21 protein-coding genes are annotated in these 22400 nt (G+C 66.6%); 7 read left to right on the top strand and 14 right to left on the bottom strand.

Going from position 1 to position 22400, the window contains the following annotated elements:
- Positions 1-14: 14 nt before the first annotated feature.
- The 4 genes from ATK74_RS00210 to ATK74_RS00195 form a co-directional block, all read right to left on the bottom strand.
- On the bottom strand, positions 15-962 hold the full coding sequence (locus ATK74_RS00210) for an FKBP-type peptidyl-prolyl cis-trans isomerase (RefSeq protein WP_098459151.1): 948 nt from the start codon (positions 960-962) through the stop codon (positions 15-17).
- A gap of 896 nt (positions 963-1858) precedes the next feature.
- Entirely contained in the window at positions 1859-2320 is a 462-nt protein-coding gene (locus ATK74_RS15480; protein WP_211283228.1) for a DUF932 domain-containing protein, read from the bottom strand.
- Positions 2262-2801, bottom strand: a complete 540-nt coding sequence (locus ATK74_RS15475) for a DUF932 domain-containing protein (protein ID WP_211283227.1) — start codon at positions 2799-2801, stop codon at positions 2262-2264. The genes ATK74_RS15480 and ATK74_RS15475 overlap by 59 nt, the downstream gene beginning before the upstream one ends.
- Before the next feature lie 1132 nt (positions 2802-3933).
- A complete protein-coding gene (locus tag ATK74_RS00195) occupies positions 3934-4425 on the bottom strand; it encodes a hypothetical protein (RefSeq protein WP_098459149.1) in 492 nt (163 codons plus the stop codon).
- A gap of 191 nt (positions 4426-4616) precedes the next feature.
- On the opposite strand from ATK74_RS00195, the gene ATK74_RS00190 reads away from it, so the two are divergent.
- Positions 4617-5189: an RNA polymerase sigma factor gene (locus ATK74_RS00190; protein WP_098459148.1), complete on the top strand. Its 573-nt coding sequence runs from the start codon at positions 4617-4619 to the stop codon at positions 5187-5189.
- Between the two features lie 132 nt (positions 5190-5321).
- A complete protein-coding gene (locus ATK74_RS00185) occupies positions 5322-5675 on the top strand; it encodes a hypothetical protein (protein WP_143483509.1) in 354 nt (117 codons plus the stop codon).
- 166 nt (positions 5676-5841) lie between these two features.
- Here the strand turns inward: ATK74_RS00185 and ATK74_RS00180 are convergent, their stop codons facing one another.
- The gene (locus ATK74_RS00180; protein WP_098459146.1) at positions 5842-6291 is read right to left on the bottom strand and encodes a hypothetical protein; all 450 of its coding nucleotides are present in this window, start codon (positions 6289-6291) and stop codon (positions 5842-5844) included.
- A gap of 228 nt (positions 6292-6519) precedes the next feature.
- On the opposite strand from ATK74_RS00180, the gene ATK74_RS00175 reads away from it, so the two are divergent.
- A complete protein-coding gene (locus ATK74_RS00175; protein ID WP_098459145.1) occupies positions 6520-7707 on the top strand; it encodes a PQQ-dependent sugar dehydrogenase in 1188 nt (395 codons plus the stop codon).
- Here the strand turns inward: ATK74_RS00175 and ATK74_RS00170 are convergent.
- From ATK74_RS00170 to ATK74_RS00145, 6 genes are all read right to left on the bottom strand, one after another.
- Positions 7702-9219, bottom strand: coding sequence for a glycoside hydrolase family 32 protein (locus tag ATK74_RS00170; protein WP_169923660.1), 1518 nt, complete (start codon positions 9217-9219; stop codon positions 7702-7704). The two genes, ATK74_RS00175 and ATK74_RS00170, sit on opposite strands and share 6 nt — an antisense overlap.
- Before the next feature lie 87 nt (positions 9220-9306).
- Positions 9307-10353: a LacI family DNA-binding transcriptional regulator gene (locus tag ATK74_RS00165; protein WP_098461826.1), complete on the bottom strand. Its 1047-nt coding sequence runs from the start codon at positions 10351-10353 to the stop codon at positions 9307-9309.
- Positions 10354-10363: 10 nt separating this feature from the next.
- Positions 10364-11227: a carbohydrate ABC transporter permease gene (locus tag ATK74_RS00160; protein WP_098459143.1), complete on the bottom strand. Its 864-nt coding sequence runs from the start codon at positions 11225-11227 to the stop codon at positions 10364-10366.
- Positions 11224-12108 carry a carbohydrate ABC transporter permease gene (locus ATK74_RS00155; protein ID WP_098459142.1) on the bottom strand — a complete coding sequence of 295 codons (885 nt, stop codon included), beginning with the start codon at positions 12106-12108 and terminating at the stop codon, positions 11224-11226. Before ATK74_RS00155 ends, ATK74_RS00160 begins: the two co-directional genes overlap by 4 nt.
- A 61-nt stretch (positions 12109-12169) precedes the next feature.
- Positions 12170-13498, bottom strand: a complete 1329-nt coding sequence (locus tag ATK74_RS00150; RefSeq protein ID WP_098459141.1) for an ABC transporter substrate-binding protein — start codon at positions 13496-13498, stop codon at positions 12170-12172.
- A 30-nt stretch (positions 13499-13528) separates the two neighbouring features.
- A complete protein-coding gene (locus ATK74_RS00145; protein ID WP_098459140.1) occupies positions 13529-14974 on the bottom strand; it encodes a GH32 C-terminal domain-containing protein in 1446 nt (481 codons plus the stop codon).
- Positions 14975-15274: 300 nt separating this feature from the next.
- Here ATK74_RS00145 and ATK74_RS00140 point away from each other — a divergent pair, with 300 nt between their 5' ends.
- Together ATK74_RS00140 and ATK74_RS00135 are read left to right on the top strand one after the other, a co-directional pair.
- Positions 15275-15643 (top strand): thiol-disulfide oxidoreductase DCC family protein, encoded by a 369-nt coding sequence (locus tag ATK74_RS00140; RefSeq protein WP_098459139.1) that lies wholly within the window; start codon positions 15275-15277, stop codon positions 15641-15643.
- Positions 15644-15721: 78 nt separating this feature from the next.
- Positions 15722-17452 carry an NAD-dependent malic enzyme gene (locus ATK74_RS00135; protein ID WP_098459138.1) on the top strand — a complete coding sequence of 577 codons (1731 nt, stop codon included), beginning with the start codon at positions 15722-15724 and terminating at the stop codon, positions 17450-17452.
- Positions 17453-17491: 39 nt separating this feature from the next.
- Here ATK74_RS00135 and ATK74_RS00130 read toward each other — a convergent pair whose 3' ends face one another.
- A complete protein-coding gene (locus ATK74_RS00130) occupies positions 17492-18847 on the bottom strand; it encodes a hypothetical protein (RefSeq protein ID WP_098459137.1) in 1356 nt (451 codons plus the stop codon).
- 1 nt (position 18848) lies between these two features.
- Positions 18849-19394 (bottom strand): RNA polymerase sigma factor, encoded by a 546-nt coding sequence (locus ATK74_RS00125; RefSeq protein WP_098459136.1) that lies wholly within the window; start codon positions 19392-19394, stop codon positions 18849-18851.
- Positions 19395-19593: 199 nt separating this feature from the next.
- On the opposite strand from ATK74_RS00125, the gene ATK74_RS00120 reads away from it, so the two are divergent.
- Complete coding sequence (locus tag ATK74_RS00120; RefSeq protein ID WP_245840544.1) at positions 19594-20088, top strand: malic enzyme-like NAD(P)-binding protein; 495 nt, start codon at positions 19594-19596, stop codon at positions 20086-20088.
- Positions 20089-20494: 406 nt separating this feature from the next.
- The gene (locus tag ATK74_RS00115; RefSeq protein WP_098459135.1) at positions 20495-21616 is read left to right on the top strand and encodes a magnesium and cobalt transport protein CorA; all 1122 of its coding nucleotides are present in this window, start codon (positions 20495-20497) and stop codon (positions 21614-21616) included.
- Positions 21617-21746: 130 nt separating this feature from the next.
- Here ATK74_RS00115 and ATK74_RS00110 read toward each other — a convergent pair whose 3' ends face one another.
- Positions 21747-22316 (bottom strand): TetR/AcrR family transcriptional regulator, encoded by a 570-nt coding sequence (locus ATK74_RS00110; RefSeq protein ID WP_098459134.1) that lies wholly within the window; start codon positions 22314-22316, stop codon positions 21747-21749.
- Positions 22317-22400: the final 84 nt, after the last annotated feature.

Genomic DNA, 22400 nt, shown 5'->3' with positions numbered 1-22400 from the left:
TCAGGCGTGGTCGATCAGTAGGCGGCCAGCACGTCCACCAGGAAGATCAACGTGGAGTCCGGCGGGATCGAGTCCTGGCCGGCGCCGCCGTAGGCCATGGCCGGCGGCACCACCATCAGCACCCGGCTTCCGACCTTCTTGCCGACGATGGCCTTGCGCCATCCGGAGATTGCGGTGCTGACTCCGACCACCTCGGGAGCGCTGACGCCCCACACGGCGTCGAACGGCTTACCGTCCCACAGCCATCCGTAGTACTTCACGGCCACGGTCTGGCCGTCGGTGACCTGCGGGCCGGAGCCTTCGATCAGCACCGAGCTGGCCAGCTTGTCCGTCGGCTTGCTCTTGGGGGCGACCACACTGGGCGTCCCGTCGGCAGCGAAGGTGAGCTTGGGCAGTGCCGGATCCGGCGCCTTCTCGGTGCCCTCGGCGGCATTCGGGACGTTCTCGACCGACCGAATCGTGATCGCCAGCACCTTGGACGCCGACGGAGCCGGAGTGGCCAAGGGATCGGTCGGCGCTGCGGTGGCGTCGTTGGCGGGAGCGGGCACCACATAGAGGAACTTGCCGCCGACCTTGGCGGTGCGCATCGCGCCCAGCATGGTCTCGTTGGCAGTGCTCTTGGCCAGGATCAGCTTGTTGGGAGTAGCGCCGCCGTAGGTGGAGCCCTCAACCGCACCGGTCTCGCCATCGACGACCAACGAGTCGAAGGTGACCAGCTGCCCCATCGAGATGCTGGCCCCCGAACCGGGCTCGACCATGCTGACCGTGGGCTCGTTGACCCGCAGCGGAGTCTTCAGATCGAGCTTCGGGTCCTTGGCGCCACCCTCCCACTTGATCGCCGCGACGGTTGCCTGGTCGGCGCTGGCGACTGCCGACGGGTTCGGCACCGGACTGGACGGGGTGCACCCCGCCAATGTCGTCAACGCGACGATGAGGACGGCCGCAGCCTTGATTCCCCTCATGAGACTCCACTCACCTTCATAGTGCTCGGGACGTGACTCGGGGACCTCCGCAGACCGGAAGTCCCCCCACCCTCGCGAGCTGATTCAACTGCTTCTTCACCGACGTGGTCGCCTTCGACGCCATGGCCTCGGTACCGACCGACAGCGAGACCAAGCCAGCCGCGCACGTCGATGCACTCCTTCAATGATTGATCACCACATTCGCCGGGCAGCGAGTGACCTGGCGGATCGACCCAAGGCCGACATCGCCGACGCTCGACATACGTTGTCAGAGCCACTTTGGACAGCCTTCACTCGCACTCTACCCAGCCCTCTTACAAGGTGTCGATCCCACAATCTGTGGGGATTATTGGGCCCTGTGGGTAGCTAAGAAGAGGGGGTCTGCCCCAACGAACCACCTCTAGCTCAAGCTGCTGAGTGCTCCTGAAGCAGGACCAGGCCGAGTTCGGTCCCCGCGCTAACCACCGCATAGAGGTACCAGTGATGACCACCAGGGCAGTGAGCTGAAGCCCAGTCAATTGCCTGGCTCACGCTTGGACAATCCGTGATTTCGAACTCGGTACTCTGGGAACGCCTCGCGTTCCAGATGTAGACCCGATATCTCTTCGCTAATACCTCCCAGGAGATATCTCGCGGGTCGGCGCTCTGGATGTTCATTGTCCCTGCCCCCTTACTCGTGCCGACTCTCGGTACTCATCATTGTGCCTCCAACTGGGTAGCGGGGTCGCCGCACCGTCGTTACCGCGTTGACTCAGCCGGTGATGAGATCGGTGGGTAGCGCGCCGGGCTGCCCCCTCGCGGAGGTGGCGGCGGGCTCGACGCCCGCCACCACCAACCACCCGCCACAGGCAGGAGGGGCGAGGGAACCTGCCCCCGCCCCCTCGATTCCGCCGGAATCAGACCGTGGCCAGCAGTGCCAGCGTTCCGGCGTCGAGCTGGTCGACGCCGCCGGTGATCATCCGCTCCATGTTGCGGGTCGTCCGGTCTGCGCCGCGCACCTCCTGGACGTGATGAACGTAGGTGTTCACTGCGGCGACAACTCCGTAAGCGGTGCCTCGCCACGGGTTCACGCGGCTGTCGTGGTTCCACAGTCGGTGCAGCTCGTCGGCCTTCTGCCCGGCGATGGTCGCGGCGCGCTTGGTGTCGCTGCTCGCCTCGGCGTAGACGTCGACGAACGCTGCCCAGCGTGCTTCGCTGACCGCCTCGTCAGTGAGCCGGCGAACCTGCTCAGCGAAGGCGTCTCCAGCCTTGTGAACGATGCCCAGCGCGTCCCGGACGCTGCCGATCTTGCCCAGGCTGTTACGGAAGTGCTTGACCTTCAGGCGGCGGTCGTTCGGAGTCCCGATCGCGGCCGACAAGGCTGGTCGCTGCGGTCAGGAACGGTCGGAACTCGACGCCCTCCGCCTCGAGGGTGTCCTCCATCTCGACCTGGACCCACGCCTGAGCGCCGCCGCGCAGCAGCCCGGCCGATCCGATCTGAAGATCCGCGTCGAGGATGTTCTCGACGTTGTGGACCAGCCACTCCGAATAGCCGTGGATCTTGTAGCCCTTCTTGAAGATGCCCAGGATGGTCTCGGTGTCGGGCCGGATGATGGTTTTGCGGTCGGGGTCGTCGATGGTGAGCACTCCATCAGCGGTGATCGCCATAGTCCGAACCGTGCCCTCGATGGGCGTCCAGTTGAACAGCCGCCGGTACAGGTCCTCAACGGGGATCGCGCGCGGGTAGTGGTTCGACTCGCCACCCTGCTCACAAGCCCGGTAGTGCCAGGCGTTGCCGCGCTTCTCGGTGTACCCGATGAGCGTCTGGGTGTTCAAAGTGGTAAGGGTCTCGCGGCTCATGGTGGCTCCTCCTGCCTGTTTTGGCGGCTGCTTTGCGCCGCCGGGGTTCTGCTCTCGAAGCCGGAGGCGTTCACGGCCGGAGAGGGCCGGTGTCAACGACCTGGAACCGCCGGGACCGCAGCGAAGCGAGGACCGGAAGGCGGCCGCGCAGCGGGGTCGTTGACACCGGACCGCGGCCGTGACGGAGATCCCCGAACAGTCGCGCCCGCAGGGCGCGGCCGAGGCCGCGCAGCGGCCCCCATGAGGGCTCAGCTGGTGCTCTGCTCAGGTCCCCGCACGCTCTCTTTGTGAGGCCGATATGGTGAGGACCACTTCCGATCCATGGTGCCCCACAGGCGCCCGCCGCAGGCGGGCCCGGGCAGCCGCCGGCTGGCCGGCCAACAAGGAGAGGAGGTGCTGCGATGGATCAAGAAGTCCCACCGCAGTTGCCGTCCGATCGTCGTAGGAGAGAACGACAGACGCGCCACAACCTTGAGGTTGCAGCGCGTCTAGGAGCGATCTTGTACTACACGGCTCGGATGGTTATGTCGATCATCACTGGTACCTGGTGATCGTCGGTGGCGGGTCAGGTTGGAGCCTGGCCCGTCACACCTTGCGGTGCAGTTGTACTTCGCTGCTAAGGATACTGGGCAGAGGCCGCTATTTCTAGAAGCGCTAGTGACAGCGCACTACCGCCAGGCGTCTTCACTGCTGGCGAGGTGTTCTACGGCTCCCTGCCACACCCAGCAGCGTAGGCGCTCCTCTCCTACCTCTACCTCGACGCCGATGGCGTCGGGGGTCCATCGCATCACGCGAACGCAGGCTCGGACGTCGGTGGTTCCGAAGCGGAGCCAAGCGCGGCCCCACATGGCTGTGCCTTCGGGAACGATCGAGACGACGACGTGGCCGAGCCTGAGCTGGGCATCGGTGAGCGTCTGCAGCGGCCCTGAGCTGCGAGCTACCCTCAGCTCGCGCTCTTCTGCGAGCTGCGGGCCGAGCTGTGGGTAGCGTCGATTAGAACTCATGTTCTAATCATGGCTTGCGTGCGCCGGCTGGACCTTCCCAAGCGAGACCGGCCAAGGTCTGAAGATGGACGGACCGCCACTACCCGGTCGTGACTGGGTAGTGGCGGTCCAAGGGCTGTGGCTCTACATCACGCCTTGGTCCACTTGCCGGACTCCGCCTGGTTCTGCATAGCGCCGAGGTTGGCGAGGTCCACACCGGTGATCTTCGCTCCACCGAAGTTCTTGTTGTCGTAAAGCGTCGTCTTGCACTTGCCGAAGCTCTTGAACGAGTCAACGTCGTTCGACCAGCCGTTGACGCTGAAGTCACCGATCTGCCAGGTTCCACAGTCGCCGCTCGCAGTGACCACCCAGCGAGTGCCGCTGTAGCTGGGCCAGGTGTACAACTCCGCAATGATGTAGGTAGCCATGGGAGTGACGATGCTCCTGGAAGCAAGACCCTCCTCCGGCATCGCGGACGCCGGCAGCAGCGTGTAGCCCGTCTCGTCCTTCACAGCCTTGGCGAGGTCGGCGTCGCTAGCGACGCACACCTTCGTCTCGGTGATCAGGTTGTAGGCACAGGTCTGTGTGACGACCTCTTCCTCTGCCGGAGTCTGCGCCGAGGCGCTGGGCAGATTAGCCATACCTGCTGCGCTGACTAGTAGTGATGCGAACGCGCCAGCGAAAGGCGCATGCCAAATCGATTCATGAATCTCTCCCCGAGATTGCCGATGTGGGCGGAGGGGTTTCCGTCCAATGTTCTCCATGCTGGCAGTTTCGCCGGCCTCGTGTAAGGCTTTTGGGAGGAATCGGGGTCGGGTGGACAGTGTGAGGTGTGAGCATCACCACAGGATCAGAACCGGCCGAGCGCAGTGACGCCGACCTGCTGGCCGCCGCAGGACGCGACGACATGCTCGCCTACGACGAACTCTTCCGCCGGCACTACCGGGTCGTTGTCGCCTACGCGCTGACCATCAGCCAGGGCGGTAGCAGCGATGCCGAAGACGCCGCCTGCGAAGCGATGACACTCATGTGGCGAAAGCGCCGACATATACGGCTCGCCAACCAGTCCGTACTCCCTTGGCTGCTGGTCACGACGAAGAACGTGGCCCGCAACATCGCCAAGGCCCGCGCTCGAGAACAGCGAAGGATCCGAGACGCTGCCAACCTCCGGCTCGTCGCCGAGCCAGAGTTGGAGGCCGCTCAGCGTGAGGCCGCCGCGTTCCTCGACGAGTGCATACAAAGACTCTCCCCCATGGACCGCGACGTGTTCATTGCGTGCGTCGTGGAAGGCCGGACCTATCAAGAGGTCGCTACCGCGACTTCGCTGACCGTCCCCGCGGTCGGGAACCGACTCTCTCGGGCGAAACGACAGCTGCGTGAGCAGCTGTCGGCGAACCCGGACTAAGCCCACACCATAGGAGGGGCTATGACCTTTCAGGACCTCACGTCGACCGCAAGCACAGAGCGGGCTCTACGCCGCACCCGCGCCACGATCGATCGTCGACGCAAGCACCGCACGCCGCTCATCATCGGATCCGTGGCAGCGTTCGTCCTCGCCACCACCGCCGGCGGAGTCGCTGTCGTGCAAGCCAACCTCACCCAGCAGAACCACCTCACTCGCTGCTACAGCGCCTGGTCGACCAGTTCGGAGTTCTACGACTCCGCCAACATCACCGACCCCAACCTGAGCACCACGCTGAACCCGACCGAGCAGCGTGTGGCGGCCGCAATAGAGGCGTGCGAAGCCGGTTGGCGTAGCGGACTGTGGCCCACCACGACGCCTCCCGGCCCACTCACCGCTTGCCAACTCAGGGATGGGCGGCTCGCCATCCTTCCCCGGGAGAAGACCGAGGAAGCCTGCAAGGACCTGGGCCTCACCGAGCCCCAGTAGAAGGGCGTGTCCGCCGCCTCCGGCAATCTCGGGGAGAGAAATGTAAAGGCGGCGGACACGGTCCGCATCACGCGAACAAGGCCTATTCTCGCCCTCCCGCCCCATCGCCGCCAGGCACCACCAAGATGGCTGCCCCGCCAGATTTCGACTATGGCGTGGTGTGAAGCTAGGCGAAAGCGAGCGGTGTGATGGCGGCCCAGCTGCTGTATGCCGGCAGGCTGTAGGTGGACTGGGCCGGGTCGAGGTCGAGGGGCCGGTCACTGATGATGACGAGGGCGTGGCGGTAGTCCGCTACCTCTTGGGTCCACGACTCGTCGAGCGGGATTGGCGCGAACGGGCGCTGGCCGAGGACGACGAGGGCAGCGGTGTGCGCGGCGACCCGCATCCCGACCCCGAGCCGGTGGGTCGGGATCTGGCCATTTGCCATGAGGCTCAGGCCAGCGGCGCGCGCGATCGCGCTCATTCGGGCCGTTGGCGCACTCGGGAAGTAGCAGAAGGTCGGGACCTCGAGCTGCGGGTCGCGCGGGTCTTGCCCGATCCACGTAACGCCGAGAACCGTCTGCGACGGCTCCTGGTCAAACCAGGCCTGAAGATCAGCTGAGCTGGGCAGAGTCATGGGTCCCCTTCGTTGTGTGTTGGACTGCTGATTCCGGCGGAATCAGCACGATCCCCCGTGCCCTCATATGCCATCTCATGACGCTCGTCATACATTCTCGTAAGGAGGCCATCGAGCCCTGTGGGCCGGCACGAGGAGCGGCGGTTCAGGCCCGGCTTTGATCTCGCCGAAGAAGTGCCCCACCGGCGACCCTCCCGCACCGACGCCGGGCGCGGGTAGCCTCGGTGAATGGGACGCACCCTCACCCTGACGCTGGTCATGGTGTTGCTGGCCGGCTGTTCCGCGCCGATCTCGGCACCGACCACGCCCGCACCGGCACCAGTTTCGTCCACCTCGGCGCCGGCGGCCACCCCACCGAGCACTCCGAAGACTGCGCCGGACGGGCGTCCATTCGTGATCGAGAAGCTGAGTCGCTTCGACGAGCCGTGGGCGATGACCTTCCTGCCCGACGGCGACCTGCTGGTCACCGAGCGCGGCGGCGCGCTGAAGCTGCGTCGAGCTGACGGACACGTCCTCACCGTCGGCGGTGTGCCGAAGGTCGTCCACGACGGCCAGGGCGGGCTCGGCGATGTCATCGTCTCCCCCGGCTTCGCTATGGATCGGCTCGTCTATCTCAGCTGGGTCGAGCGCGGCGACGGCGGCACCGGAGCGCTGGTCGGACGAGCCGAGCTCGCTGGCACCCCGGACGAGCCCGCCCTCACCGGGCTGCAGGTGATCTGGCGCCAGCAGCCCAAGACCAGCGGCTCGGGCCACTTCGGGCATCGGCTCGCGTTCAGTCCGGACGGGCAGTACCTGTTCATCAGCTCCGGCGAGCGGCAGAAGTTCGACCCGGCCCAGGATCTCGGCACGAACCTCGGCAAGATCGTCCGGCTCACTCCGGACGGCGCGCCGGCTGCCGGCAATCCGTGGGCTGGTCAGGGCGGTGTCACCGCGCAGCTGTGGACGCGCGGCCACCGCAACCCACTCGGGCTGGCCTTCGACTCATCCGGCAACCTCTGGTCGACCGAGATGGGGCCGCGCGGCGGCGACGAACTCAACCTGATCGAGCCCGGCCGCAACTACGGCTGGCCGAAGGCGTCCAACGGCTCCCACTACGACGGACGCGACATTCCCGACCATCGGGCAGGGGACGGGTTCGCCGCCCCGGCAGCCTTCTGGAACCCGAGCATCTCGCCCAGCAGCCTGATGATCTACACCGGCACGGCCTTCCCGCAGTGGCAGGGCGATGCTTTCATCGGCGCGCTCTCCGGGCAGGCCCTGATCCGGGTTGACCTGGACGGCACGACGGCCAGGCTCGCCGACACCTGGGGGCTCGGCCAGCGGATCCGCGAAGTCGAGCAAGCCCCGGACGGGACCATCTGGCTCCTCGAGGACGCCCCCAGCGGACGGCTGCTGCGGCTCAGTCCTGCCTCATGAGGTGACCACCTCAGGGTTCCTGCGCAGGGCTGCCTTCATCGGCCAGGCCACCAGGTCGACCTTCGCCGACGACAGCACGGTGACTTCCACTCCGGTGGCTTCTGCGCTGGAGGGGTAGACCCTCGCGGTCAGCGGGACGCCCCCGGCAAACACCTCGATCATCGAGTGGTCAACGATGATTCGCAGCTCCACTCGATCCTCGATCAGGGCGGGCAGCTCCCCGCCGAGCTCACTCAGGTCGTAGTCGTCGAGATCGCCGGCATCACGGCTGCGGCTGTGGCTACGGTCCAGAATCAGGCGGGCCGCGCCGTCGTCCGCGCGCTGCAGCCGGACGAAGGTGGCCTCCCGGAGATCCTCGCTGGCCCGGATCGCGAACTCCACCCCGGACCCCGACGGTAGGACGATCTCGGCGCACAGATCCAGCTGGTCGCCGGTGAGCCGCAGCCGACGCGTGCCCTCGACGAGGTCCAGGCGCTCCCCGGCGCCGTCGCGCAGCGCGTCCACCTCGGCGACCGGTGCGGCCGCCAGGGTCCCGTCCGATCGCAGGGTGAGGGTGCGCGGCAACGACATCACGCCCGTCCAGCCGGCGTCGAGTACGGCCGCCTCGGGCCGGGCCTCCTGTGCCCAGCCGAACTGGATCCGTCGCCCGTCCGCAGCCGCGAAGCTCTGCGGCGCGTAGAAGTGCCGCAAGCCCAGATCGAGGTGACGCGGGGCAGCATCGGCGATGAACGACCCGTCCACGAGGTGCCCGACCAGATAGAGGGGGTAGAGGGTGCGGCCGTAGTCCCAGGCCGAGAACACCAGGATGTGCCAGGGCTCTCCCTCGGTCGTCGGGAGCACGAAGAGATCGGGGCACTCCCAGGTCGTGCCGCTGAACGGCCCCCCGGTCGGCAAGCCGTCCGCGGTCACCAGCGGACCCTGATAGGTCCACTGGCGAAGATCCGGGCTGAGGAAGTGGAGCAGTGCGCCGCCGCGTCCGACCAGGCCCGACCCCATGGCCTGGTGCCACTGACCGTCCTCACGCCAGACCGTGTGGTCGCGGAACTCGGTCACCTGCAGCCCGGGCGGCGGCCCGTCGATCACCGGGTTGTCCGGAAGCTTCTCCCACGTGGCCAGCTCGGGGGTGCCCACGGCGATGCAGCAGGTCTGGGTCGGACGCGCGGACGGCGTGTGCCCGGAGTAGACCAGGGTCGGAGTGCCGTCATCGTCGACCAGGACACCGCTCCAGCAGCCCTGCGCGTCCGGCCCGGACGAGGGCGCCAGCGCGATCGGCTCGTCGCGCCAGTGCACCAGATCGGTACTGGTGACATGTCCCCAATGGATCTGGTTGTGCACCGGGGCGTCCGGGTTGTACTGGTAGAAGAGGTGGAACACCCCGTCCCACTGGCATAGCCCGTTCGGGTCGTTCAGCCAGCCCTGTGGCGCGGTGAGGTGGAAGCCGGGACGGTGCGGATCCGGCACCGTTGGCCCGGACGGGTCCACATACGGGTGCGGAGTGGGTGCGGTGGTCATCATTGGTCTCCAACAAGGGCAGGACAAAGCGAGGTGTGGTGATCGGACGGTCGTGACCTCGAAGGACGTGTCGAGGCCGCCGTGGGCCTAGTCGGCCAGACCGGAGGCCACCGACTCGCGCGGCACCAACGGGCACGCGAGCTTGCTGACCGAGCCGGTCGGCACGGGGTCGATCCCCAGCAGAATCCGGACGCCGGCTGCGCCGAGCTCGTAGTGCGGCAACTGCACGGTGGTCAGCGGCGGACGCAAGTGCGCGGCGATCACTTCCTGATTGTCGAAACCGACAATCGCCAGATCCGTGGGGATCTTCAGCCCACGGACCCGCAGTGCGTCGTAGAGGCCCATGGCCACTCGGTCGTTGTGGCAGAAGGCCGCAGTCACGTCCAGCCTGCGGAGTTCCTCGTACGCCGCGTAGCCACCCTCCTGATTCGGCTCGGCATCGATCACCAAGGCCGGGTCGAAGCCGACCCCGGCTGCGGCGAGCGCGTCCCGATAGCCGGCGAGTCGTCCGGTGCGGGCCGGAGACTCCCAGGTGGTGTTGAGGAAGGCGATCCGGCGATGCCCCTGCTCTAGGAGCTGCTCGGTCGCCACCCGTCCGCCTTGCCGCTCGTCGGGGACGACGGCGCGGGCGTCCGAGCCGGGGGCGTAACAGTTGACCAGCACCATCTCTGCCGAATCCAGGGCAGGCGGGACGGTGATCTCGCGGTGATACCAGGTCGAGTACAGGATTCCGCGCACCTGATGCTCGCGCATCATCTCGATGGCTTCGTGCTCAACCTGCGGGTCCGCGTCGGTGTTGGCCACCAGCAGGACGAACCCGTGCCGCCAGGCCTCATCCTGCGCGCCGTGAATGATCTGCCCGGCGAACGGGGTGGTGGCGACGCCATCGGTGACCAGCCCCACGAACTTCGAGGTCCCCTTGACCAAGTTCTTGGCCAAGGCGTTGGGTCGATAGCCGAGATCATCGAGTGCCTGCTGGACGCGGAGCCGAGTGGCATCAGAGAGCCGGACGTTGGTCCGGCCGTTGGCCACATAGGAAACGGTCGCGACCGAGACACCCGCGGCACGGGCCACATCGTGCAGCGTCACCGGGGCGGGGGTGGTCGGCTCGGGGCCGGAACCCTTGGTTTGCATCGTGGTCACCCTAGCCCTTGGTGGCGCCGCTTTCGAGGCCATAGATGATGGCGCGGTTCATGACTAGGAAGACCAGCAGCAGCGGCGTCACTGTGACGCACACGGCGGCGAAGGTGGCCGTCCAATCAACCGAGCCCATGGCCCCGATGAAGTTCTGCAGCCCTAGTGGAATGGTCTTCATCCCCTCTTCGAAGACGAAGGTGTTGGCGAAGATGAAGTCGTTCCAGATGAAGATGCCATTGACGAAGACGACCGTGATCACCGTGTTGGTGGACAGCGGCATGGTGATCTCGAAGAAGACCCGGAAGGGTCCGGCTCCGTCCAGCGATGCAGCCTCGTAGGTCTCTCGCGGGATGTACTCGAAGAACGAGACGAACAGGTAGACCGAGGTGGGCAGCGCGAAGCCGACCAGCGGGATGATCATCGACTGGTAGGTGTTCAGCAGCCCTACTCGCGAGTAGTTGATGAACAGCGGCACCAGGGCGATCTGGACGGGCACGATGATGCCCAGCAGGAACGCGCCCATCACGATCTTGCTGCCCCGGAAGCCGAGCACCTTGATGGCGTACGCGGCCATCATGCCCAGCAGCACGATCAGCAGGCTGGAGACGCCGGTCACCACGAAGCTGTTGAAGATGTAGCGGCCGAGGTCGGCCGAGCCGAAGGCCCGGACGTAGTTGTCCCACGTGAAGGCGGACGGGATGCCGAACGCATTGCCGGAGGCGAACTCCTGAGCCGGGCGGAGGCTGGTCACGAACAGCCAGACCAGCGGATAGACCTGGACGACGACGATGAGCACCACCAGGAGGTTGGTGAAGCTCCGGGCCAGGTTCAGTCGGCGGCGCCGTTCCGGTGCGGAAACTGTCGAGGTCATGCGTTCTCCCTCCCCCGGCGGAGCAGCAACAGGATCAGTCCGACAGCCACGACGCACTCGATCACGATGAACACCGCGATAGAGCTGGCGTAGCCGAAGTCCGTGCTGCGGAATGCGGTCTTGAACATGTAGGTGGTGAGGAGTTCGGAGGCCTGCCCGGGCCCACCGTTGGTGAGCAGGTACGGGATGTCGAAGCCACGCAGGCTGTAGGTGGCGGCCATGATCATCGTCGTCACCCACACCGGCCGGATGTAGGGGAAGCGGACGTGCGCGAAGATCTGCCAGGTGGAGGCGCCATCGAGCCGAGCGGCTTCCTCGAGCTCCTTGGGGACGGCCAGGATCGCGGCGTAGAGAATCAGCATGTACAGGCCGGTGAACCGCCAACCCTCCGGGGCGGACACCGCCACCAGGACCGTGTTCACCTGCGACAACCACGGTGCGGCCAGGTCGCCGAGTCCGACGCCGGCGAGCAACTGGTTGATCAGGCCGGCCGGCTCGTAGGAGTAGATCCTCTGGAAGAGGAACGAGATCGCCACCGTCGAGATGATGGCCGGGAGCAGGTAGAGGGTCTTGGCGACCTCCTTGCCCCGTCCGGCGTAGCTGAGCAGGTTCGCCACGAACAGCGAGACGCCCAGCTGGAAGAACAGGCACACCGCCAGGTAGACCATCGTGTTAGCGAATGCGCGCCAGAAGATCGGGTCAGCGGTGAACATCTTCACGTAGTTGCTGAAGCCCACCAGACGGAGGTCGGTGACCCCGTCCCAGGAGAAGAAGCTGAGCACCAGCGACTGCACGATCGGGAGAGCGACGGCCACGAGGTAGAGCAGCAGCGGCGGGACGAGGAAGACCAGCACCGAGGTGCGGGAGCGTCCTGGAAGCATGTCGGTTCCTTCTTGAAGGGGCCGGGGTGCCGCCGCGTTGTGAGCGGCACCCCGGCACTGTTCAGCCGAAGAACTTCGGCGCGTTCTCGGTGATGGAGGCGTCGATCTTCTGCTCGAACGCCGCGGGAGTGCTGTCACCTTGCACGAGCAGGGTGAGCTCCTGCTGCATCAAGGTGTTCGTGGTCGGGTCGAGCTTGGTGTCCCACGGGAAGGCGATCTTCTTCCCGAGGTTGTTCACCTCGGCGAGCGCCCGCTTGTACAGGTCGCTGGAGCCGGCCGGGATGGTGGGCTCGTAACCCTGCATCGGAGTCAGGTGGCCCGACGCGGCCAGACGCTCGGAGTAGTTGTCGAGGACGAACTTCAGGAAGTCCTTCATCAGCGGGTCGTAGGTCTGCTGGCTGACCGCCATCCCGATGCCCGACACCACGGTGTACTCGTTGTCGGCCGTCACGGCGTCCTTGACTGTCGGCAAGGTGAAGAAGTCGACGTTGTCGCGCACCGCGGCCGGGACGTCCTTGTTGGTCAGGCTGGCCAGTTCCCAGGTTCCGATCTGGTACATCGCGGACTTGCCGCTGGTGAACAGATCCCGGGCGTCGGTGTAGCCCTGGGAGGAGAAGCCGTCCTGGAAGCACTTGTTCGAGCCGAGGTCGGACATCCACTGGACGGCCTTGGCGCCCACCTGATCGCTCATCTTGGCCTCGCCCTTCTTCAGCTTGTCGACATAGTCGGAGCCGGCCAGGCGGAAGGGCTGGTAGGACATGTAGCGCAGCAGGGGCCAGCCGTCCTGGCCGTCCACCGAGATCGGGATCACCCCGGCGTCACGCAGCGGCTTGCACAGCGAGACGATGTCGTCCAGGGTCTTCGGGACGCTGACGCCGGCCTTCTGGAAGAGGGCCTTGTTGTACCAGAAGAACTCCAGCTCGAACTCGAACGGCACCATGTACAGGCCGCCGTCGTCGAAGCGCTGGTAGTCGAGGGCCAGCGGACGGTACTTGTCGTACAGCCCCAGGTCGGTGAGCATCTTCTGGACGTCGACCAGCTTGCCCTGCTTGACCAGCTTCTGGGTGAACGGCGTCGCATCGGTGTCGAACAGCTCGGGGAGCTGGTTCGCCGCGGCCAAGGTCTGCAGCTTCTGCAGGTAGGAGGGCCGGTCGGGCGTGGTGATCAGGTTCAGCGAGAAGCCGGGATGCTTGGCGGCGTACTCGTCGGCGAGCTTCTTCACGATCGTGATGACCGAGCCATCCGCCGGACGGGACAGCAGCCACGAGATCTGCCGGGGCACGATCTCGGTGGAGCTGGTGCTCGGCTGGGCGGTGGCTCCGGAGCAGCCGGTCAGCGCCAGCGCGAAGGCTGTAACCGCGCCGGCGAGCCCGACAAGGTGTTTCTTCATGGTTCTTTCTCCTCCTTGAGAGAGTGTCTTCTATCTGGTGGCGATGGAGACATCGGTGAAGCGTGCGGACCCGTCCCCGACGAAGAGACCGACTCCGCCACTGCGGTGGTCGTACATGCGGACGCTGAGCGCCACCTCGTCGTTGACGTAGGCCACGCAGCAGGTGTCGTCGACGACGACCTTCAGCTCGTAACGTCCCCCGCAGGGACGCAACGGGCGCTCGAGTTCGATGAGGAAGGGGACGTCGCCGGAGATCTGCCACTGGGCCGGGCCGGTGCGTCGGCGCGGCCAGCGATCGAACACCAGCCGGTCGCGCTTGGGCTCGATCCGGAGCAGGTAGCCCTCCGAGCCGTCGGCCGATGAGCGCAGGATCACTCCGCACTCGGAAGTGCCGGGTGCGGCATCGATGGTGAGTTCGAGCAGGTACTGCTCAGGCATGCCCTGGGCCACGGCGACGGCGACTCCATCGGGCACTGATGCTGCGAGTTCGCCGCAGCTACGCCGCCACTGACCCACGACGGAGTCGAACTCGGCGGCCTGGTCGGTCACGAAGAGAGCCCGCATCGCCGGTGGCATGCGGAACGCCAGCGACCGATCGGGCAAGACCCGCGCCTGATGGACGGCGAGCGACCCGGCCCACTCCCAGGCCCCATCGTCGGTCTCACCTTCACGGGTGGGGATCCACCCGGCGAAGTAGCGGGAGCCGCCCAACTCCAGCGACTTCGCGGCGTAGAAGGCCCGGCCGTCCACTGTGTCCAGCTCGGGAACCGACCAGGGTCCGTGGGCCGTGGGCCCGACTCGGTAGTGCGTAGCGAACCGATCGGAGAACTCCGAGAACACGAAGTACCAGTTGCCCTCGAACGAGAAGACCTCGGGGCACTCGATCGCCACGTAGCGGTTCGATGCCCAGAACTCGCCGTGGAGTTCCCACTCGGCCAAGTCCGCCGAGACGTACTCCAGGATGACGCCGCGTCGCCGATCGGCACCGTGCTCCTTGCGGGCGATCACCAGCAGGTGCCATGGGCCGGTCTCGTCGGCCCGGAAGACGAATGGATCGCGGAAGTCGACCGGCTCATAGCCCTCGGGTGCACCGAAGGTGTGTTCCGGATGCTTGCGCCAGGTCTGGTCGCCGATCCGCCGGGAGGCGTGCATCACCAGCTGGCGGGCAGGCTGGCCGGGCTCGTGGAAGTCCGCGTTGAAGCCGGTGTAGAAAGCATGCTGGAAACCGGCGAACTCGACGACGCTGCCGGTGTACACGTTGAGGTCGGGCGACGCAGCGCCGCCGCGGGGGATCACTTCACCCCGATCGATGAAGGTGGCGAAGTCCTCGGTCTCGTAGCAGTGCCACGGCATGCCGGGACGTTGCGGGTCGCGCGCCTCGTGGAGGTAGTACAGCTGGGCGCGCCGGCCCTCAACGAACGGGATTACGTCTCCAACCCAACCGTCGGTCGGCTTGACGAAAACATGCTGGTCCACTGCGTCACCTTCGATGCGTAAACGTTTAAGCGGACGCTAGCATGAGCTCAACACATTGCGCAAACGTTTAACCACATGTCGATCCGGCCACCACCAGTCGACCCTCCTGGGGCGATGACGCGACACCGCCCCGTCCTGAAGGGCACCTGCAGCTGAGCCCCTCCGCTGCAGAGCGGGAGAGCTTAAACAGATCTCAATCTTTGTCCCCGACAGGGCTTAACTCCGCCGCGATGGGAGCCAACTCCCGCTCCGAGCAACTGAGCAGGCAGCCCGCTGGGCGGTGCCGGTTAGCCTGGAGAGGTGTTCCTCTTCGACGCCGACTGCGGGTTCTGCACCCGATGCAGCGAGCTGCTGGAGCGCGCGTCCGCGAAGGGGGCCTACGACGTCGTGGCCTGGCAGGACGCCGATCTCGAGGCTGTGGGTCTGACTCCGGAGCAGTGCCAGGAGGCGTCGTGGTTCGTATCGAAGGACGGCAGCCTGCATCGGGGAAGCGACGGGATCGGCCGGGCCCTGCGTGAAGGCGCCATCGGGCTGCGTCCGGTGGGCGTACTTCTGACCCTCCCCGGGGTGCGGGTGCTGGCTCGCGCGGTCTACCGCTGGGTGGCCAGGAACCGGCATCTGATGCCAGGCGCGAGCGATAAATGCCGCATGCCTGAGGGTGGCCGGTAGCACCGCTCGCCGGCCGACGAGTGCGTCGCGCAGACGGCGCTGGCACCCCGACTCCGGCAGGGGTGGAAGACTGAACCCATGCGGCAAGTCGGATTCAACCTGGACACCACTTCTCGGGACGCGGTACTGCAGATCAGTGCCAGAGGACGACTGGTCCTGGTCCATCCGATGGCCAACCGGGGCACGGCCTTCACTCTCGGTGAGCGCGAGCAACTGGGGCTGTCGGGGCTGTTGCCGTCGCGGGTGACCACGATCGAGGAGCAGCTGCGCCGGACGTACGCGCAGTACAGCCGCTCGCCATCCCCGCTGGCCAAGTTCATTCAGCTCACCCAGCTGCGCGACCGCAACGAGGTGCTGTTCTACCGGTTGCTGAGCGAGCATCTGGAAGAGATGCTGCCGATCATCTACACCCCGACCATCGGCGAGGCCATCGAGCGGTTCAGCCACGAGTACACCGGCGCCCGGGCCGTGTTCCTCTCGATCGATCACCCCGAGCTGGTCGAGCAGTCGCTGCGCGACTTCGAGTTGGACGCCGACGACGTCGACCTCGTCGTGGTGACCGACTCCGAAGGCATCCTCGGGATCGGCGATCAGGGCATCGGTGGCGTCCAGATCGCGTTGGGCAAGCTTGGCGTGTACACCGCGGCCGCCGGCATCCACCCGAGGCGGGCCATCCCGATCGTGCTGGACGTGGGCACCGACAACCTGGGCCTGTTGAACAGCGACCTCTATCTGGGCGAGCGGCATGCCCGGGTCCGCGGTGAGCGCTACGACGAGTTCATCGACCTGTTCGTCCAGACCGTGACCCGGCTCTTCCCGAACGCCATGCTGCACTGGGAGGACTTCGGAGCCGGCAACGCCCACCGGATCCTGAACCGCTACACCGACGAGATCTGCACCTTCAACGACGACATCCAGGGCACCGCGGCCGTGGTGCTGGCCGCCGTGCTGGCGGCCGTCCGGCTGACCGGGATGCCGCTGGCCGAGCATCGGGTGATGATCTACGGGGCCGGCACCGCCGGGGTCGGGGTGGCCGACCTGATTCGCGAGGCCTTCCGTCGAGCCGGGGTCTCCGACGATGACGCCTACCGGCAGTTCTGGGCCTTCAACAGCCGTGGGCTGATCGTCGAGGACGGTAAGGGGGTGCGCGACTTCCAGCGTCCGTATGCCCGCAAGCGCGCCGACGTCGCCGACTGGACGGTGGTCGACCCCGCCCGGATCAGCCTGGCTGAGGCCGTCCGCGAGGTGAAGCCAACCATCCTGATCGGGACGTCCGCCCAGCACGGCGCCTTCAGCGAGGACGTCGTTCGGGCCATGGCCGAGCACTGCGAGCAGCCGATCATCATGCCGCTGTCGAACCCGACCAGTCGCGCCGAGGCGCAGCCGTCCGACCTCCTGGAATGGACGGACGGGCAGGCGCTGATCGCCACCGGCAGCCCGTTCGGCACCATCCGGCACGGCGAGATCTACCACACCATCGCTCAGGCCAATAACGCCCTGATCTTCCCCGGCCTGGGCCTGGGCGTCTCCGTGGTCCGCGCCGAACGGGTCACGGCCGAGATGATCTACGCCGCAGCGGACGCCCTAGCCGGACTCATGAACGAGTACCGTCCCGGCGCCTCCCTGCTGCCCTCGATGAGCGACCTGCGCGTCGTGGCCGCCACCATCGCCAAAGCCGTCGCCGAAACCGCCGAAGCCCAAGGCCTGGCCCGGCGTCCGATGACCAACGCGATCGCCGACATCTATCAGCGCATGTGGAAACCCGAGTACCCGCGCCTGGAGATCCTGCCCCCGGACTCGCAGAACTGAGCCCGGCGGTCAACGCACCCCGCCGGGCGCCGGTCAACGCTACGGGACGTTCTTTCGAACGTGGCTGAGGAGTTCGTCCAGGCGCGCTTGGTGCTTGGTGACGAATCGCTTCTCGAGATCGCGTTGTACGTCGATGAGCCCTTGGGTGTAGCCGACCGCCTGGCGACAGTCGTAGTCAGCCAAGGCCACTCGGAGCTGCGGTGCAGAGCCAGTAAGCGCTCCCTGGCCGGCGGGTGCGTCACTCGGCAGTGGGTAGGTGGCGACTGTGCCATCGTCGCCGGTCAGGCTGGCCAGAAGAATGGCGGCTTGTGGCCCGTCGAAGGGCCCGGCGCCGTCGGTCTGAAGCGCCCGGAAGGCCGCAAAGTCGAAGCCCTCCCGAGCCATGCAGGCACGCCACTGGTCGTTCAGCGCGACCACCCGCGAGTCGGCCTCGATGGATGCATCGTCGGTGAAGTTCAGGATGCCGGGAATGACGTCCATGAACATGAACGCGATCTGGTTGTTGAACGACGAGGCGTCCGGCTCGGGGTATCTCTTCTCCGACTCCCAGTAGCAGCCCTTCGTCATCGGGTTGGAGCGGGTGTCGTGGCTGGTCTGCCCGTTCATCGCGATGTCGTACTCGTCGTGTCGTTGCGGCGACAAGGAGGCGATGTAATCGGTGTTCTTCGGGTCGGCGGACGCCAACTGGTCGAGGAACTGCCCAGGGGGGCTGCTCAGGCCGTAGCCGACGGACGCGACCACGGCGCGGTCATCGTCCAGGGCCGGGATCGGGAGGGTATCGCGGTACCGCAGCGCCTTTCGGGTCTCGAACTCGGAGCGAGCCGCAGAACTCGGCTGGTCGTAGCCGCGAGGGAAGTACTCGAACCCCGCCTTGCCCATGCACTGACCCAGGAACGTCTCCCGTTGCTGCCACCACTTGCGCTGATCGCTCTCGCTGACCTGTGCGGCCTCCTGGCCCTTCGCCTTCCGGATGGCCTCGAAGTACGGCACCAGCGGCATGTCGTCGGGGGCGAGCGCAGACGTCGCCCACCGGGGGGTGGGGCTTGCTGTCGGTTGCGGCGTGGGCGTGGCGACAGGTATCGCTTCGACGGGCCGAGAGCTCATGAAGCGCGGGGTAACCAAGACCACGGCCGTCACGACGGCGGCCGCAACGACCGGCACCACGACCCAGCGGGCCCGCAGGCGCCGACCATCCATGCGGGACGCCGTGGACGCCCCGGCCCCGGCGGCCGATGTCTCGCCCTCCCTCACGTTGGGGTTGGCGGTGCGACCGAGGACGGTCCGCAGGTTGGCTTCGCTGCGTCCAAGGTGCCAACGGTGGGCGAGCTCGTCGGCGTCGGGCCGGATGCCGGTCACCGCGTCCATCGCCTGGTCATGGCTGTGTGTGTTCGCCATGTCAGCTTCCTTCGATCAGTAGGGAGGAGTGCGGTCGGGAGCCGCCGCTCGGAGTCTCGGTTCTACTGGCCAGCCGGTGCCGAGCGCGGCTGAGCCGGGCGCGCGCAGCCACGGGCGTGATGCCCAGCACCTTCGCCGCGCCGGCCGAGTCGAGCCCGTCCCAGCCGACCAACAGCAAGATCTCCCGATCAGGCTGGTCGAGGGCAGCCAGGGCGGCCAACAGCTCGGCTCGCTCGACGGCCACGCTGGCCGGGTCATCGCTGGACAGGTCGCGGATGCCGGCCAGCTCGGTCGCCAGACGCGTCCGCCTGTCCCGCGAGCGCCAATGGTTGGCCAATGTCTTGCGCGCGGTCGCCAGCAGCCACGGGATCGGGTCGGCCGGAAGTTCACCCCAACGCCGCCAGGCCACCACGAAGACCTCGGCGAGGACGTCATCACATTCGGCCTCATCGCAATGCCGACGGACGTAGCCGTACACCCGAGGCGAGTTCCGCTGATGGAAGCGCCGGAACTCGGCCTCAGACGGCGACGGCGTCGAGGTGCTCACACCTCAACAGTGTCCGCCATGGCCCCGTTGTGACAGCGCTGAAGTTCGGAATCTCCCGTGGATCGACGCCGGGTGCCCTCCATGACAGGCGCAAGGTGCTCTTCCGCACCACCCCCGAATGCGACGCATCGCCGCGACCGCCCGAGCCTGCGCGCTGCTGAGCAGCATCGCGGACTCCTGAGGTTGGGCGCCGCCCCTAGTGAGCAGTCGGGATGAGCAGCCGATCATCATGCCACTGTCGAACCCGACCAGCCGCGCCGAGGCGCAGCCGTCCGACTTCCTGGAATGGACGGACGGACAGGCGCTGATCGCCACCGGCAGTCCGTTCGGCACCATCCGGCACGGCGAGATCTACCACACCATCGCCCAGGCCAATAACGCCCTGATCTTCCCCGGCCTGGGCCTGGGTGTGTCCGTGGTCCGCGCCGAGCGGGTCACGGCCGAGATGATCTACGCCGCAGCGGACGCCCTGGCCGGACTGATGAACGAGCACCGTCCGGGCGCCTCCCTGCTGCCCTCGATGAGCGACCTGCGGGTCGTGGCCGCCACCATCGCCAAGGCCGTGGCCGAGACCGCCGAAGCCCAAGGCCTGGCCCGGCGTCCGATGACCAACGCGATCGCCGACATCTACCAGCGGATGTGGAAGCCCGAGTACCCGCGCCTGGAGATCCTGCCCCCGGACACGCAGAACTGAGCCCAGCGGCTGGTTTGTTGACCATGACAAAGAGCCAAAGGAACTAAGCAAACTCGACTCAGCGACACCGGTGATCACCGGTTGGGAAGTCCTGATCGGCCAGACCGCGGTGAGCCTCGGCCTGATCTACCTACTGCTTGCCGTCGTCTTCCCGTAGGAAGCGGGCATCGGGTCCACGCGCGTGGACGCCGTCGCCTCCTCGTGACCGGCTGGATGGTTTCCGTCCAACGTCGCAGAGGTCTAGCCTCTTCGTGGATCACACGGTCATGCGCTGTGGCGCTCGGAAGAAGGAGGTGAGGCGGATGTCACCCGGTAGTCCCCTGATACCCGTCCCACCGACCTCCCGCAGCACCCTTGTGAGCTGACTGCGTCAGTCTGCTGCGGGCTCCACCTGAAGGAGCAACGCATGAACCTCAACACGCCCATCTACCCGCGTCTGGGTCTGCCCGCGGGCTTGCGTCCCATGGTCGCCCGACGTCGGACGGCTCCCGTCCGCCTGATCGAACCTGAGCTGGTCGCAGAGCGCTCGGCGAGCGACCCCCTGCTCGCGGCGGTCGACTGGGCACATTATGTCGACGGTGAGCGCCAGCCAGCCGCGGAGTTCCAGGCCGCCTGCCGCGCGGCGGCAGCCGGGAACGGTTTCGTCTGGTTGGGCCTTTTCGAGCCTAACCCCGAGCAGCTGGACTCCCTGCGCCACGTGTTCGGACTGCACCCGCTAGCGGTGGAGGATGCGGGCAACTCGCGGCAGCGGCCCAAGCTCGAGCGCCACGACGACGGCACCACGTTCCTCTCGATGCGCACGCTGGGCTACATCGACAGCGACGTCCGCAGCGAGGGCGGTGACATCGTCGAGACCGGAACAGCCACGGTACTGGTGGGTGCCTGGTACGCACTGTCGGTGCGGCATGGGCAGCTCGCACCGTTGGGGCAGGTGCGCAGGACCCTCGAGTCTCGCCCCGAACAGCTCCGGCTCGGCCCGATCGCAGTGTTGCACGGAGTGATCGACAGCGTCGTGGACAACTACCTGCGCGTCGCGGACGAGGTGGGCGAGGACGTGGACGAGATCGAAAGCCACGTGTTCGCCCCTGGCGGCACGCCACAGGTCGAGCGCATCTACCAGCTCAAGCGAGACCTGGTCGAGATGAAGCGGACGGTCGGTCCCCTCGGTGGCCCGCTGCGCAAGCTCGCCGACCAGCAGGGGGACCGCGACTTGCGGCAGTACTTCCTGGACGTGCACGACCACCTCGAACAGGTCCGTGAGCAGGTGGGTGGCTACGACGAGGTGATGTCGTCGATTCTGCAGGCTGCCGTCGCCCGGCTCTCGGTCTCCGAGAACGAAGACATGCGCAAGATCTCCGCCTGGGTGGCGATCGCGGCCGTCCCGACGATGATCGCCGGCATCTACGGGATGAACTTCCAATACATGCCCGAGCTGGCCAGCCCGTGGGGCTATCCCGCCGTGCTCATCGGGATGGCGACGGTCTGTCTGCTCCTGCACCGCACCTTCCGCCGTCAGGGCTGGCTCTAGGGTCCAGCTCCGTCCGCGTCGGCGCGGGTGCGGTGGTGTGGCTCATCGCGTGCCTCGGTCGACGGCCTCGTCCGCGCCGAGCCAGCCCGATGCCCGCGACTTCGGGTTCAGATGTCGCCGCACCTGATCGCTAAGCGATGCCCCATCCTGCGCGGAGGCGAGTGAAGAGCTGGCCGACGGTCGCTCGCGGATCGGCATCCTGGGCCGCGATCTCCGGGATCTCGAGAACGTATCGGGCGAGCGCTCGGACATTCACGTCCTCGGGACGGCGGGACTCCTCAGCCAGTGCCGACCTCAGGACGGGCTCGCAGGCTGCCCACCGCTTCTGGGCGTAGGCCCGCAGCGGCGCGGTCTCGGCAATCAGTCGCTGGACCGGGGTGGCGGCGTTTCCCTTCCGGAAAGGGCCACGACTCAGGATGAACGCCTCGACCGCGTCCATCACACTCGCGCCGTCCCCACGGGTCTGAATCGCCTCGGCGATGGCGGCCGGCCGGTCTTCGTCCTGCTCGAAGACGAGTGCGTCCTTGCCGTCGGGGAAGTAGCTGAAAACGGTGGCAACCGACACCTCGGCCGCTCTGGCGATCTCGGAAAGAGTGACGTTCTCGTAGCCCCGCTCGATGAACAACCCCAATGCGGCGTTGCTGATCGCCTCACGGGTACGGAGCTTCTTGCGCGTGCGCAGGCCCACCTCGTCGGTCACGGCATCACCCTACCAAGATTCCTGAGTTGACATCATATCTGTAACGGTTCCAATATTAGAGCGATGCCAGCCTTGGCGGGCCGC

It is taken from the genome of Propionicimonas paludicola (assembly GCF_002563675.1).
Classification (GTDB): Bacteria; Actinomycetota; Actinomycetes; order Propionibacteriales; family Propionibacteriaceae; genus Propionicimonas; species Propionicimonas paludicola.
The sequence above is the reverse complement of the archived record's forward strand: the minus strand, read 5'-3'. Positions and strand labels throughout refer to the sequence as shown.

Coding starts and splice junctions, on each gene's coding strand:
- ATK74_RS00150 (WP_098459141.1), bottom strand. CDS start 13,498: ATGAAGAAACACCTTGTCGGGCTCGCCGGCGCGGTTACAGCCTTCGCG.
- ATK74_RS00180 (WP_098459146.1), bottom strand. CDS start 6,291: ATGACTCTGCCCAGCTCAGCTGATCTTCAGGCCTGGTTTGACCAGGAG.
- ATK74_RS00115 (WP_098459135.1), top strand. CDS start 20,495: ATGAACCTCAACACGCCCATCTACCCGCGTCTGGGTCTGCCCGCGGGC.
- ATK74_RS00135 (WP_098459138.1), top strand. CDS start 15,722: ATGCGGCAAGTCGGATTCAACCTGGACACCACTTCTCGGGACGCGGTA.
- ATK74_RS00175 (WP_098459145.1), top strand. CDS start 6,520: ATGGGACGCACCCTCACCCTGACGCTGGTCATGGTGTTGCTGGCCGGC.
- ATK74_RS00210 (WP_098459151.1), bottom strand. CDS start 962: ATGAGGGGAATCAAGGCTGCGGCCGTCCTCATCGTCGCGTTGACGACA.
- ATK74_RS00160 (WP_098459143.1), bottom strand. CDS start 11,227: ATGACCTCGACAGTTTCCGCACCGGAACGGCGCCGCCGACTGAACCTG.
- ATK74_RS00130 (WP_098459137.1), bottom strand. CDS start 18,847: ATGGCGAACACACACAGCCATGACCAGGCGATGGACGCGGTGACCGGC.
- ATK74_RS00170 (WP_169923660.1), bottom strand. CDS start 9,219: ATGACCACCGCACCCACTCCGCACCCGTATGTGGACCCGTCCGGGCCA.
- ATK74_RS15475 (WP_211283227.1), bottom strand. CDS start 2,801: ATGAGCCGCGAGACCCTTACCACTTTGAACACCCAGACGCTCATCGGG.
- ATK74_RS00165 (WP_098461826.1), bottom strand. CDS start 10,353: ATGCAAACCAAGGGTTCCGGCCCCGAGCCGACCACCCCCGCCCCGGTG.
- ATK74_RS00155 (WP_098459142.1), bottom strand. CDS start 12,108: ATGCTTCCAGGACGCTCCCGCACCTCGGTGCTGGTCTTCCTCGTCCCG.
- ATK74_RS00195 (WP_098459149.1), bottom strand. CDS start 4,425: ATGGCTAATCTGCCCAGCGCCTCGGCGCAGACTCCGGCAGAGGAAGAG.